This window comes from Bradyrhizobium sp. McL0616, from assembly GCF_049993385.1.
Taxonomy (GTDB): Bacteria; Pseudomonadota; Alphaproteobacteria; order Rhizobiales; family Xanthobacteraceae; genus Bradyrhizobium.
This window is the reverse complement of record NZ_CP188255.1, coordinates 1,187,448-1,200,634: the sequence shown is the minus strand read 5'-3', so window position 1 is coordinate 1,200,634 and position 13,187 is coordinate 1,187,448. Positions and strand designations below refer to the sequence as shown.

Annotated in this window: 13 protein-coding genes; 4 read left to right on the top strand and 9 right to left on the bottom strand. The window is 59.7% G+C overall.

Annotation, left to right across the window (positions count from 1 at the left end):
- Positions 1–626: 626 nt before the first annotated feature.
- A complete protein-coding gene (locus ACPPVR_RS05780) occupies positions 627–3,992 on the bottom strand; it encodes a phage tail tape measure protein (RefSeq protein ID WP_426613290.1) in 3,366 nt (1,121 codons plus the stop codon).
- A gap of 188 nt (positions 3,993–4,180) precedes the next feature.
- Here ACPPVR_RS05780 and ACPPVR_RS05775 point away from each other — a divergent pair, with 188 nt between their 5' ends.
- A complete protein-coding gene (locus ACPPVR_RS05775; protein ID WP_426613289.1) occupies positions 4,181–4,363 on the top strand; it encodes a hypothetical protein in 183 nt (60 codons plus the stop codon).
- Positions 4,364–4,637: 274 nt separating this feature from the next.
- Positions 4,638–5,318, top strand: a complete 681-nt coding sequence (locus ACPPVR_RS05770; protein WP_426613288.1) for a recombinase family protein — start codon at positions 4,638–4,640, stop codon at positions 5,316–5,318.
- Between the two features lie 548 nt (positions 5,319–5,866).
- Here the strand turns inward: ACPPVR_RS05770 and ACPPVR_RS05765 are convergent.
- Entirely contained in the window at positions 5,867–6,127 is a 261-nt protein-coding gene (locus tag ACPPVR_RS05765) for a hypothetical protein (RefSeq protein WP_426613287.1), read from the bottom strand.
- Entirely contained in the window at positions 6,124–6,552 is a 429-nt protein-coding gene (locus tag ACPPVR_RS05760; RefSeq protein WP_426613286.1) for a hypothetical protein, read from the bottom strand. Before ACPPVR_RS05760 ends, ACPPVR_RS05765 begins: the two co-directional genes overlap by 4 nt.
- A gap of 373 nt (positions 6,553–6,925) precedes the next feature.
- Here ACPPVR_RS05760 and ACPPVR_RS05755 point away from each other — a divergent pair, with 373 nt between their 5' ends.
- Positions 6,926–7,051 (top strand): hypothetical protein, encoded by a 126-nt coding sequence (locus ACPPVR_RS05755; RefSeq protein ID WP_426613285.1) that lies wholly within the window; start codon positions 6,926–6,928, stop codon positions 7,049–7,051.
- A gap of 493 nt (positions 7,052–7,544) precedes the next feature.
- On the opposite strand, the gene ACPPVR_RS05750 is transcribed toward ACPPVR_RS05755, so the two are convergent.
- The 5 genes from ACPPVR_RS05750 to ACPPVR_RS05730 all read right to left on the bottom strand — a co-directional run bounded on the left by ACPPVR_RS05750 (position 7,545) and on the right by ACPPVR_RS05730 (position 9,640).
- Positions 7,545–7,667 (bottom strand): hypothetical protein, encoded by a 123-nt coding sequence (locus ACPPVR_RS05750; RefSeq protein ID WP_426613284.1) that lies wholly within the window; start codon positions 7,665–7,667, stop codon positions 7,545–7,547.
- Between the two features lie 295 nt (positions 7,668–7,962).
- Positions 7,963–8,529: a hypothetical protein gene (locus tag ACPPVR_RS05745; protein ID WP_426613283.1), complete on the bottom strand. Its 567-nt coding sequence runs from the start codon at positions 8,527–8,529 to the stop codon at positions 7,963–7,965.
- Between the two features lie 68 nt (positions 8,530–8,597).
- Positions 8,598–9,137: a hypothetical protein gene (locus tag ACPPVR_RS05740; RefSeq protein WP_426613282.1), complete on the bottom strand. Its 540-nt coding sequence runs from the start codon at positions 9,135–9,137 to the stop codon at positions 8,598–8,600.
- Positions 9,079–9,396 (bottom strand): hypothetical protein, encoded by a 318-nt coding sequence (locus tag ACPPVR_RS05735; RefSeq protein WP_426613281.1) that lies wholly within the window; start codon positions 9,394–9,396, stop codon positions 9,079–9,081. The genes ACPPVR_RS05740 and ACPPVR_RS05735 overlap by 59 nt, the downstream gene beginning before the upstream one ends.
- Positions 9,397–9,442: 46 nt before the next feature.
- Entirely contained in the window at positions 9,443–9,640 is a 198-nt protein-coding gene (locus tag ACPPVR_RS05730) for a ribbon-helix-helix protein, CopG family (RefSeq protein WP_426616036.1), read from the bottom strand.
- Between ACPPVR_RS05730 and ACPPVR_RS05725 the strand changes: the two genes are divergently transcribed.
- Positions 9,596–10,081, top strand: a complete 486-nt coding sequence (locus tag ACPPVR_RS05725) for a hypothetical protein (RefSeq protein WP_426616346.1) — start codon at positions 9,596–9,598, stop codon at positions 10,079–10,081. The genes ACPPVR_RS05730 and ACPPVR_RS05725 overlap by 45 nt on opposite strands.
- Before the next feature lie 290 nt (positions 10,082–10,371).
- Here ACPPVR_RS05725 and ACPPVR_RS05720 read toward each other — a convergent pair whose 3' ends face one another.
- Positions 10,372–12,987, bottom strand: a complete 2,616-nt coding sequence (locus ACPPVR_RS05720; protein WP_426613280.1) for an AAA family ATPase — start codon at positions 12,985–12,987, stop codon at positions 10,372–10,374.
- Positions 12,988–13,187 lie beyond the last annotated feature (200 nt).

Below are 13,187 nucleotides of genomic sequence, written 5' to 3'. Positions count from 1 at the left end.
CGAATAGGACACCTGAGCGTAGCCAAGGTGTTTGTTGAACGCCGAGAGCAGAGCACCGGCGACAACGTGATCATCCCTGCGCATGTGTGAATCATTGGCAACTGTCGCCAAGATCATCTCATTAATCGGTTTCAAGTAGTGAGCTCCCACAGAGTGATGGTTCCTTTCGTAGTGAAAAACCGCGGCAGGATTTGTCGGGTTCTCTTAAATTCAATGATCGATCAGCAGGCACCGCGCTTGTAAGCGTCGTCAAGGTCGATACTGCCGACAGGACGCATCAACCATTCCCGAACCCAAAGAGGCACGGCGAGCCTGTCCACGTCCATGCCAGACTTGTTGACTTTGGACGCGGTGAGCCAGAGAGTATCAATGCCACCCCGTAGTCTGAATTCTTGTATAGAGGAAATTTCCAACCGGTCCCCGTCTGTCGGTCTGGCGACGTAACGTCCATTCTCGTTGGCTATACTGTAGTTTCGATATGTCTGGTTCATAGCAATCCCTTTTCGGCGTTCAACCGGAAGCACCTCTACCGTGCTGAAGGTCACGTTTGCATTCAAGCTAATAGAGCCACCACGCGAAGTTACATCCGCCTGCGCATGATGGCTCTATCATCCTCTGCTTGAGGATTAGGTGTACTCGGACTCGGTGTCGTGCATGCGCCACTGCATTGACTCGTCGATGCGGCGCTGCACGAGGTTGGCTAGGGCTTCCGGATCATGGCTGTTGCCGTTGATGTTGATGGTCGAGGGGCCGAAACCACCCCGCATCATGCCACCGCCGAGAGCGCCAGCCGAAGGTGCCTCAGGAACGTTGCGGATGGCCTCGGCAGGCGTCGGCACGTTGCCGATCGAGTTTCCGCGGCGAACCATCAGGTTCCTATCTGCATCGATCCAGCGTTCCCGCACGGAGTCACCGTCGTTACCAGCGATCATCTTGACCTGTAGACGGCCATTGGCCATGCGCGTTTCGCCAGTCGCGAGACCAACATGCCCGCCGGGGCGGTTATAGCCTCGGCCGTTCGGCTGTAGCAGAACGTCGTTGCGCTTCACGTCAGGCGGATTGATGGTCGTGCCCCAGCGCTGGTAGCTGTTAGCCACCGCGCTGCCCGTGCCCTTGCCGCCGGCCTGCGCAAGCGCTGTGTTGACGAAGCGTGCGCACCAGGCATTAGACTTGCCGCGGACATCGCCGCCGAGTGTGGATGCCAGCACTCGGTAATCGGTATACTCGTTCATGCCTTTGTATTTTTCGGCCCATCCAACTGCGTCACCGGGACCGGCTGATCCAACGTCTGCACCGGCCATCGCGTTCATTTGCTTCCTAACACCCCTGGCCCAGCCGCCATTCTGACCATGAGGATCGTTGACGGCACCGGGCGGGGCGTAGGCGCCTCCAAGTTTGTCAAGGTCACCACCGGCCTCGCGGTAACGCTTGCCGACAACCTGCGCAGTTTTCCGAATACCATCGTCGAGGCTGCCGAATTGCATCTTGCGTGACATGCCAGTGGCGCGGTCCTTGATGCCGCCAGGGTTGTTTCCCGAGAGGACCAATCCATTGCCGGTTTCGTGCGACATCACCCCGGCAAGCAAGGCCGGATCAATATTGTTCTCCCCTGCTGCGGCAACAATCTGAGCATATTTGCCAGCTAAAGCGGTGCCGGCAAACTTGCGGTCGAAGGCAGCGCGGTTGAGTCCGCCAACGCCTCCACCAGCGGCAGAAAATGACGGGATACCGCCGCGCTTAATGATGCCGCGAGAGCCGACGCTGAAGTCCGGAAGCCTGCCGCCCGGTGTGCTGTTGAACAGCGCCGTTGGACTGCCGCTGCCGTTGCCGAGAGCGGTGAAGCTGGTGGATACCCTGCCATCGTTGAAGGCATCACCAAAGCTGCTGCTGCTGAAGCCGCTGCCGATGAAGGCCGCGCGCTGCACTGCGCCACCGAATTTCTGGAGCTGGTCAGTTAGATCGTCCACACTGCTGCGCCGCATGCCCGAAAAGTCTGTCGCGCCGCCTTCGTAGCTGCTCTTGTGATAGAGGCCATTCTTGTGGGCTCGCTGACGCTCACGCCATTGGCTTGTGGTTTCACCAGGCTGCTTCACGTTGGCGTCAGGCACTCCTGCATTCTGATTCCGTACCGCAAACATGCTCAGCAATGCGACAGCAGCCGGTATGCCGGCAATGAATGCGAGCGCAGTTCCGAGTCCGTTCAGGCCAAGGGTAACCGCGCTAAAAACGGACAGCAGCGGCGACAATGCAGCGAGGGCGACGGTGAGCCCGGTCAACTGTGCGACCAAGTTTCCCATTTCTCGCGCGTCAGCTGGATTTTTACCGGCGAGGAAACTGAGCGCTGAAAGGGCGAACTTCAGTCCGCTGGCAAACTCGCGAATGCCTTCCGCGAAGCCTTTACCGAACTCGCGCCACTTCGCAACCGTCGCGGCATCGAAATTGTCAGCAACGGATTTGACCACTTCGCCCCAGTCACGAAGCCCAAAGCCCTCGCGGAGACCATCAATCAACGCGGCGAAGTGATCTTTGATGCTGTCGAAGCTGAATCTGTCCGCAAGCTCAATGACAGCATCGCTGATCTGCTCGAAGATGGACTCAAAGCCAGCCCCGATCTTCTCCCAGACCAGACCGAACGCGGCCTGGATGCTTGCCCATCGGCCTTGCATGGATCGAATCTTTTGCAAGGCAACCTTGTCGATGAAGCCCTGCTTTGTCGCCACGTCTTGGAGCACGTCCTTCAGCTTGTCCTTGCCGAGAACAAGCGTAAGCAATTCGTCCATCCACTCGCGACCTCCGATTTGTTTGGCGACCTTTGTCCGCAGCTTTTCTGGCATCTTCGCAAGACCATCCAGGATCTGTTGGATAGCCTGGACGGGGTTGTCGCGCATCATGGCGGCCATAGCGCCGCGACCGCCGAAACCAAGCGCAGATGCAGCGCTGTTTAGGTCCTTCGCGTTCTGGCCGTGGGCGCTGTCCGCACCGGCAATTTGCGAAGTCAGAAACGATATGAATGTGCCAGCTTTGAAGGGTTGAACCCCGAGCGAGATAGCCGTGGAGTCGAGCGCTGCCAGTTGTTCCGGTGTCATCCTAGTGGTCGCGAGCGCCGACAGGCTCCGGCGCATGGCTTCCACAATTTCTTTTCCGTCAGCTGCAGTGGCGTTGTTGGCAACAGCGATTGCATTCAAGGTCTGATTGTAGCGGGCCTTGTTGAAAGCCATCTGAGAACTGAGCCGGCCCATAAGCTTGGCTGTATCTTCAACCGGAATGTCTAGACCAGCCTGCGCTTTGAGGGCGAGTTCTCCGAAGTCACCGGCAAACTGCTTCGCGATACCAGCCTTGAGCCCTTCCGTCGCCACGTCGAGCGCCTTCGAAGTGCCGACGCCGAACCTGATGCCCGCGCGGTCGGCATAAGATTTGCGTAAATCCTGGACCTCCTTTGCACTCAGGTCGCCAAACATCTGCGATCGAACTTCGGCGCTCTGCACTTCCATGCGCTTCTTGAGGACACCGGCGACGCCTGCTCCGATCACTCCGCCGCCTAGCATGATCACACCGAGGCGTGGCGCAGGAATGCGGCCGGTGCTGCCGATGCCGACTCGGCCGGTGGCGCTTCGTTCGGCCCGACGCTCAGCAGCAACGCGGTGCACGATTTGCCGCTGATATTGCGCTTCCAGCCGGTCAAGCTGCGTATACATTCTGCGCGCGTCGCTCAACCGCTGATCAGTCGCCTTTCGCCAATCGCTGACGTAGGAGTGGCTGGCTGCCTTGGCGGTGTTGCTGATACCTCGCATCTGCGCGACTGCTGCCTGAGCGGTGCGGTTGAGACCGGCGAAGGATTCCATGTCGGCGCGACCGGCGTTAGCGAATGAGCCGCTAACGCTATTGGCTACGGACTCAAGTTTCTTGAAGTCAGCGATAACGCGCCTGATCGCTGGCGACATTTCGTTGACGGCGACGAACCGAGCGCGGACTTCTAAGGTTTCTTCGGACATTGGGAGTGATCTGTCTCTAGTTGATGGTGATCACATGATCACGGCTGGCAAATGCGACCGGATACGTGAACCTCCAAAGATGGGTGGGGGTACATCTGAAGGCGGGGTGGGGTCTGTAATTCGCTTTTTGCAAATCGAAAATTTCGGGCGGACTCTCGATAGGGCGGCACGTCCTTACAAAAACTTCGATGCTGCCCCTCTGGCTCGCAGACCGCTGGGAAACCTTCGCAGCGCGTGGAGTGGCGATGACGATGGCGGAGGTAGTGGCGCGCGCCGGCAGACAGTGGAAGGGCGTGCAAGTCCCGGTCATGGCTGCGCTGCCCGTCACCGTCGTGCTGGATCACCCAAGGGACGAACGATCCGTCGAGTAGATGGCAGCCATCAGACCATGGACGGACGGCGTCACCAGCCTAGTGATGACTGACAGCCACCACGCGAGCGCGGACGATCGCTGAGCGCTGGAGGCTGGCGACCGAGCACCGCCTTAGCCGTGGGCATCTCGGCAGCCTTCGCCACAGCGCGGCCAGCACAGGGGCCACCAGGACCACCGCACAGCCGGCAGGCTGGAGGAAGATTTTCGTTGACCCTGCCAAACCTGCATTGTACTGTTTTCTCAGGAATTCAGTACAAATCACGACTAAGCCGATGTTAGATCAAGAGAAACGCCAGAGAAAGCCCGCGATCGGTTACACGCGGACCAGTTCAGCCGCGAATATCGGTGAGGGTAAGGACTCGGTCGCGCGGCAGCGCAAGGCGATACAGGACTACGCGAACCGGGCGGGTTTCCGCATTGTCGCTTGGTTCGATGATCCCGCCGTCACCGGCACCGACGCCATCGATTGCCGTCCCGGCTTTGCCGCTGCGCTTGAGAAGATTGCTGGCAATGGTGTCCGCACGATCATCGTCGAGACGGCGAACCGCTTCGCCCGTGACCTGATGGTTCAGGAAATGGGATATTCGCGACTGCGCTCCGAGGGCATCGACCTGATCGCGGCTGATAAGCCGGACAGCTTTGCAGATGACAGCCCAACGGCCGTAATGGTCCGGCAGATACTAGGTGCAGTCGCACAGTTTGATAAGGCAATGACTGTTGCAAAGTTGCGCGGGGCTCGCGAGCGCAAGCGCCGCACTGGCGTTAAGGTCGAGGGTCGCCGGACCTATGCTGAGTCCAATCCTGAACTGGTAGCGCTGGCCCGCAGGCTGAGCGATCAGCGCCCTCGCCTATCCCTACGCCAGATCAGCGCGGAGCTATCGACGGCCGGTTACAAGACGCCCAATGGGAACCCCTACAGCGCGTCAGCCGTTGCGTCGATGCTCGCCAATTAGCGAAACGCGACGCACGCCCCGCCGCTCCGGAACGTCCGGGGCGGACATGCTGTTCCTGGGATGACCGGAAAGGCACGCGGCGTGTCCTGGTGCAGCGCCTCGCAGAACTGTCCCTTGCCAATGTAGCCCGTAGAGCAAGCGCCGGTACGTTGGATGCGCTCTCGGCCATCTTGAGTTGGTGTCGGATATGGGCTTTCAGCCATGCCCGGTGTCGAAAGTACAAGGAGGGGCGCGCCAGCGAATGCCAACGCTGCGATTATAAACATTGCTGCGAGTTGTCTCGAAATCACGGCGCGCCTTCCCCTTGGACGGCATTTCTCGAAAGAAACCAAGCCGCCGTCCAGACCTATTCCTTCAAACTTAGACCGGAAACGCGATCGAGGGCAGCATCGATCGCGCGTAGGTCCCATTTCTTGCCGAATACGGGCGGCGGAATGACGCCGCCCCGCACAAGGTCGGTGACCGACTTGGTATTGCCAAACCCAAGATATGCGGCCACCTGTTGAGTAGTGAGCAGGCGCGGTGCGATGCCAGCAGGCAGAGACTGATCAGGCTTTCGCGATCTCGCGTTCAATCTCGACAAGGCGTTTCTGAGCCTCAGCAAGCGCGGCTTCCTCCGCCGCGGTATCGCGGACCCGCGCGAGGGCGCGGTGAGCGGCTTCAACGTCAGCCTGCGCCTCTGCGAGGCGCTGCTGGCGCTCACGATCTTGCCGATGGGCAACGCGCTGTTGCCGGACGTCGGAAGACACGCTTGCGAGCCCTGCGACTGTGGCAGCCATGCTGGCTAAGCGACGATAGGGTTGGGTCATTGGTTGTTGTTTCCTGGGTGGCGACGGGATGCCGCTAGTTCATCCATCATTTTGGCAGTGAGAGTGCTGGCAGCGTACCGGCTTCGAACCTGGTCGAAGTCATCGGAAAGCAGAATCTGCTTCCGGCCAGCCCCGATCTGACGGCGCATGTAAGTGGTCAGTGTTTCGTCGGTTCGGCGCTCATCGGGGTCAGTCGTCTTGTCGGTGACGGCGGGCGTGAAGGCGGTCGGCATGAGATCGCGGAGCGAGTTGACGTAGTCACGCGGGCTGATGCTGCCTTTCCCGGGCATGTGGATTAGCTTATCCTTCGTCATGGCGCTGCCAGCGAGGTCCGTTGCTGCCGTCCGCATGGCTTCCGCGTTCATTTTAAGGCCCTGACGGACAGCCTCAGAAGCGATCAAATCTTCAATTGGGTCGGTTATCACGCGGCCTCCCGCTTGAGACGTTCGACTAGCGCACGTCGCATCCAAGATGAACGGTTTGGTGCGCTAGGATCGTCGCGCACTGCGGCTCGATCGATTTCGTCCAGGAGCACCTGGGGCAACAGAAGGCTGGTATTCCGCATAGGCGAGCTAACGAGTTCGGCGGCGTCAAATTTGTTCGCCATTCGATTCTCCATAGAAAAAGCCCGCGCGCTCAATTTTTGAGGCGGCGGGCTTGGTTGGATTTAGGCATGAAAAAACCCACCTTTCGGGTGGGCGATCTTGCTTGCGATATTCTCGTATCGTGTCCCAATTCCTACCACGGGTGGTCTGTTTTGTCAAGTCCGGATGCAAACGGCTCCCCATGGAGCGCGAAATGGAATTCGCTTTTATGGGATGCGCAGAAGACGGTGCGGCCATCCTGGAGGACATCCGCGCCGGCCGCCCGACCATGGCGCCGGGGGAGTTTCCGGGCGATCGCCGCCGGGTCAGCCGCGGCTGACGGGGAAGGGGAAGGGGATCACGACGCCATCCGCCGCCCGGATCACCGCAATGGCCAACTGCATCGGATCGAACCCGAGATCCGCGAGGACTGTGTGGACGCCCTGGCGCCAAACTCGTCGACGATCGCCTCGCACACGCTCATCAATCTGGCCGTCTCAGCGGAGCGGTCGGTCATGAATCATCCCCTCGGTTGTGCCGAGACCATCCTACCACCGGTTCCCGAGTGTAGCGAGCGCTCCGCGCTAACAAATGTAAGTGCCGCTACCGATATCTGCGGTCATGCTTGCCAGCATGACAGAGCGCCGCGTCACGATCACCGCAACACAGTGCCGGCAGCTCGCAGACGAACACAAAGCCCAGGCCAACGAGCCTGGCATTTCGGCGAGGCGGGTCGCGCTTCTGTCGAACATCTCGAAAAGCTTCAGGGGATTGGCGCACCAACTCGACATGCTCGAAGAGGACAACCACGCTAGGTAGCGAGCGCGGCCGCGCTATCGGCTCATCACCGCGTGGGTGTTGGTGACCAGCTCCGGTTGATGCACAAGCAGGCCCGCGACGCCGATCAGAAGCAGCATCCCCGCGACCATGACTGCGATCCACTTTCTGTCGTCCATGGCTGCCAAAGCGCTGGGCGGCGCCATGTTCCTGCGACCGAGTGTAGCGAGCGCTCCGCGCTGGACTCTAGGGCAATTGCGCTGGGCGCGCCGCGCTGGTTTAGTGAGGCCGATGGATCTACTCGGGCACGAACCTGACGAGCTGAGCCGGCTCCTGAGCCTGCGGGAAGAGCTGCTGCGGGTGCTTGAGCCACGCCCCGGTCGCGCGCGCCGGGTGCTGCTTTGGCTGGAGTGGCGGCGGCTGCGCCGCACATGGACCATCGAGCCGGACAACGATCCATAGAGGGCGGGGCGCCTACGCGCTGAACTGGTCCTTCACGCGGCTGAACGCCGGGTGCTTCCGGTTCTTCACCTTGACCCAATGGTCGCACCGGCCGGGTCGGTAGGCGCGCTCACGGTGCTTCGAGACCAGCCCTTCGAGCCCCATGCGGCACGCCGCGTCGAACAGGCCGGGCCCGATCTCGCCCTGCTCGAACGGCGCCACGAAGATGCCCTCTGGCCGCCCGCGCAGCAGCTGCGCCAGGTTGGTCTTGCGCATGAACAGGGGCAGGCGGGAGAGGTCATCGCCGCCGAGTGCGAGGCAGTCGAAGGCGTAGAGCTGGACCTCGTGATCGTGCCGGCGCAACTGGGGCGCGTTGAAGTCCGAGACCCCATCGACCCCGAGCACGACGGCTTCGCCGTCCAGCACGAACTGGGTCTTCCGGATCTTCAGCGCCGCCTCCGCGAAATGAAGGGGTGGTTGATCCGCTCGATGTAGATCCGACCATCCGGCACGGAGCCCGTGGCTGAGCCAGCATACAGCGTCTCTGCCATAAGGCCGGCGGTCAGTCTTGCCGGTGCGGATCATGGCCTCGGTGATCATCGAAATTCTTCGCGGCTCTCGGTTGAGGGCTGGCCTGTATGGTCGAATGATAAGATGAAAATGACCGGCTAGAACGGCTCTTCTTCGCACTGCTCCGGCAGTCGAGCCGATGACTGGCGCGCATTCAGTGCTTGAATCCATTCCAGCCAGTGGGGATTCCAATCGTGGCGTCGCTCGCCTCGATGGTGCTTGATGAAACGATCGATTTCAGCGTCCATTTCGTATTCGTCGAAACCTAGCAAATCGATCGCCGGCTGAAACTGCCTATCATCCCACGCCCAATCTCCTACAAGGACTCCTTGAGGGTGACTTGCCCACTCGGGCAGGGTTACATCATCCCCATCCAAATCAACCGGTCTACGCTCGCCGGAGGCGGGAGTCTTCGCGCGTTCGTGTTGGGCTTTCGGTTGGGCGTTGGATTGGACGTTACGCTTCACCTCACGAAGCGCTCCTACCTCACCTAGTGAAGCGGGTACCTCACCTAGTGAAGTGGGTACTTCACCTCGTGAAGCAGCTTTACCTCGCGAAGCACGCCGCTTCGCCTTGATCTCATTCCATTCCTTCCGCTTCTTTTTCCAGTCGGCCAGTATGGATTCCACCTTCAGCATGTTCGGAAGTGTTTCCTCCTGATTGGTCGATCGTCATCAATCCTTTGCGCATTTTTTCCACGGTTCTTGCAATCGTGGCGCTGCTGAATCCGTATACGAACTCAAGGTATTGATAAGACGGGAAGGCATACCCTTCATCGGCATTGAAGTGATCGGCGATCACCCCAGCGACCGATCTCTCACCGCCGGTAAACTCCGGCCAGAAGTCGATCGCGCGGCGCACTCGACTGATGTTGATTTCAAAGTGTTTTTCAGGCATGTTGATTTCAGTTCGATCTGAGCAGGTTGAACAAATGATGGATGAATTAAAGCCCATGGCGCGCCAACGCCGTGGGCTTTCTCGCGGCCGTCTGAAGCCGTTGCAGATGCGCAGTGATCACCTGCCGCATCAACTCTGATCGGCTCAGCCGCAATTCGATGCGCACCTGATCCAGCCTGGCAAGCTGATCTGGCGGCAGATGGAATCCGACGAAGCCTTGAGTGCGGTCAGGATTGAAGAGCATTGCCATGGGCTTTTTCCTTTAACCTTGAAGATCCGTTGGAAACTTAACGCACCGATCTCGCGTTCGCATTATGTTCTCTCTTCTTCATGGCGGGCTGCGGCGATCGGGCAACCGCCTTCGGTCCCGATGGTGGTGCCGGCTCCATCTCATGAGTGCGAAATCCGGCCCGGCCACGCCATGCAGATCGGTTCGCTCTCATGGGACCGTCTAGCCAATTCAGGGATGCGCGTTCTGGTCGTCAGAGCAGTCGGCCAGCTTCCCGCCTTGATTGATGCACGTTCGGTAAAGCCAAGGCAGAACATAGCTGTCCGACCACATGCCGCGCCCGCTGCGTTCGGCGTCGTGCTGAACAGCCGCGTACTTGCCCTTGGAGTAGCGCGGCTAATCAAATGCGAGCCCATTTCGCACAAGTCGGTCCGCGACGTCGATTCCGACCACTGAGCAGGCTGCCGCCATGCGCCCGTACTGATCCAACGGCATGGGCACACAGCGACCGCCTTCGCGCAATGAAATCGGCAAGGATGTTAGCGCTTTTTGCGCCGCACCGATATTGCAGGCTGTCATTACCCCGGCAGAACTGCGAACTTTCGGGCGCGAATGCGCGTGCCCTGAATTTCGCACGGGTCGCCGTCGATTGCTGACTTGGCCGATCAAGTCAGCGGGCCACGCCGCAACGATCCAAGCGAGAAACTACAAGGTTGCGGTCTGCAATCTCGCCGGGCTAGTTGACCTCACTTGATCGCCTTTTGGCGGCTCCGGATTCCGTCCACCCATGGACGCAACTGTCCGATATCGGCCAAGACTTCATCGGGAGGCGGTGAAGGTGCGTTCCGGCCGCGAGAAGGATCATGCGCGTTAGTTTGGTCGCAGCATTTCTTGTAACCGGCTTGGAAGAGCTTCACGTCAGGCTCTTCCAGCGCAGTCACTTTCATTAAGTCCTTGGAGTTAATATAATCGCGGTGTCGCGTCACCACGCCGCAGAATGCCACGTCTTCCAAAGCACGTTCCCAGGTGCTGCGAAGTCTGTTGTATATCTTGGCAACTGCTTCCGCGTAGCCGGCATCGTCCTGGGTGTCGAAAAGTATCTTGGCGGCGCAAGCCTCTTTCTCAAGATTGTCGACGCGCTCGGGTACTTTCGCAGCGATCCAGGGTAGGTCAGTGCTAACTATTCCCGCGCCATCCGCGGACTGTCTCAGCGAGAATGCGCTGAGCGGGACTCCGTTCTCCAGAGCGAGGGATTGCAAGTCATTCAGAAAGATCAGGTCATGGGTGAAGACAATGACCTGTCGGACGCCCGCTTCTTCGATTAATCGCTCTGCTACTTTGTGCCGCCAGCGATGGTCGAGGGACGACACAGGATCATCAAAAACCAGAGTCGATCGGTCAGCGCTGGTCGCCATCTCCGTTAGGAATGCGGCGAGTGCGACGCAGGTTTGCTCCCCCTCACTCAATACCTCACCCACTCTCGCCTTCTCGTTGGCGAAGAGCCGGATTTGATAGTGGGGCGATCCATATTTGCCACCGGATCTGACGATATCGACCCGAACTCGGCTGGCTGCCAGCTTTTGAATTTCTTCTTGGAAGCGGTCTCTCACGCGCGGGGTGATCACCTCGTCCGCGATGCTGTTGCCCAGGCCAGTGATAGCATTTGTAGCCGTCTCGGACAGGCATTTCTTCAGCAGGGCAAGTGAAGCGAGCCGAGCCACCTCCGTTCGTGCCTTTGGCAACAACTCCGCCAAGGCCGCTCGGTCACGCAACTCATCGCGTTCATGTTCGAGACGCTTGCGCCCTTCCAGACTGGCTACCTCCGCCAGTTCGTTCGCATAGACCAGTGCTTCGCTTGCCAGCTGCCGGATCGCAGCTTCAGGGCTAGGCGGCAGTTCCGGCATGTGCACCTCGCCACCGGTCATTGCTGAAGCGAGTGCGCTGGCTCGCCGGAGGCGTGCTGCCGCCAAGCAGCGCAAGATCGAGCGGGCAAGGTCGGGTTTCCTAACCACGAGTTGCTGACGAACACTGAAGCCAGATATTTTCACCGGCTTAGCCAACAGCTCTTGATAGCATTCGGCGAGCGCCGCTTCTGCTTCCTTGGCCTGTCGTTCTGTGTCTGCCTTGACGAACGCCTCGAACGCGCTCATGCGCCTACCGGCGGCTTCTGACAAGGGCTGATGACATAGAACGCAAACTGCGTCCGAGCCTGGGTGCGGGAAACTCTTGCCGGCAACCTCGGACGAGTAACGCCGGGCTGCGTCCCAGAGAGCGCGCCACGTTGCTTCCCCGACTCCGGGCATGGCGGCACCAGCGAAGGCAGTTTCTGCTGCAAGGACCGCTGCCGCACGCTTGCTTCGGGCTTCGTCGCTCAATAGGAGCAGATGCGATAGCGGGGAGTCAGCCGTCCTGGCGAGCACAGCGGCCAGATCATTGGCGAGGCGCGTGAGCGAACCGGCCAAAATTCGTTGCTCCTCCGATGCCTTCAAAGGATCGCGGAGCAGGTCCGCATTGAGCCGTTGAAGCTTGCCTTCCTCCTCCGACGTAAGCGTCTCAAGGGCCTCCAACGGCGCCAGATCGGTGTTAGCCGAGAGGGCCCTGAGGAATTTACCAACAGCGGTTTCAGCGCTGAACGTCGGCTGCGTGAAGGCACCATCTCGCGCACCTTCCAGTCTGGCTTGCTCACTCGTGAGCGCTTCCTTCACAGCGACGGTAAGCGCAGCGAGATCGTCCGGGATATCGAGGCCGAAGGGACGGAAGGCGACTTCGTTCTTCCCTTGGACATGGACTTGACCGCTGTCGCGGTCAAACACGCTAACCGCCGCGAGAACCGAATGCGGTGTGCCCTCATCCCTCCACGCGATCGGGGCCGCAGGTATCCCGCCAGCCATATAGGCGATCGTTGCGCAGGCTTGCTCTGGCGCCATGGGATCGAAGGCGTTGGGCAGAATTTCCCCAGGGAAGCGGGCTCGGCATGCGCGCTTCAAGATGCGGGAATAACCCGACTTGCCAACGCCGTTGTCACCGTAGACGACCGTGATGCCCTGCGCGGCGAACAGAAGCTCCTGGCCCGCCGCGAGGCGATTGACGCCCTCTACATCCGCGATGGTGGTCAATACGATGTCTTGGCCTCGAACGGCTGCAGCGGCAGGAAAATGAGCAGGAGACAACGGTATAGGGCTTAGGGCAATGTCCGGGGCGCCGCATCCCTTCTTGCAGAGCTGAACCAGTTCTGCGATGCCGGCCGCATCGAGTGCGCCCCCGACAACGATACGGCGAAGCGCGTCTTGCTGCCAAGCAGGTCGAGTAGCCGACCACGCGAGGATCATTTCAGCGACGGATTTCAGCTTCGCACTCGACATAGAGGGCCCTCCACCGGATGGTGCGATTCGCTCCTTTCGAGCACCGCCACCGGGCGCCTAGATAGCGCAACGACTCTATTACAGGGTGAAATCCAGGTCTCATTCCCCAAATTTATGTGGAGATTGATACGCAAACTCGTCCAGCGTATTGAATTGACAGAAAAAATAGGAAAACACTTTCCAATCTGTGGACCTCCAAC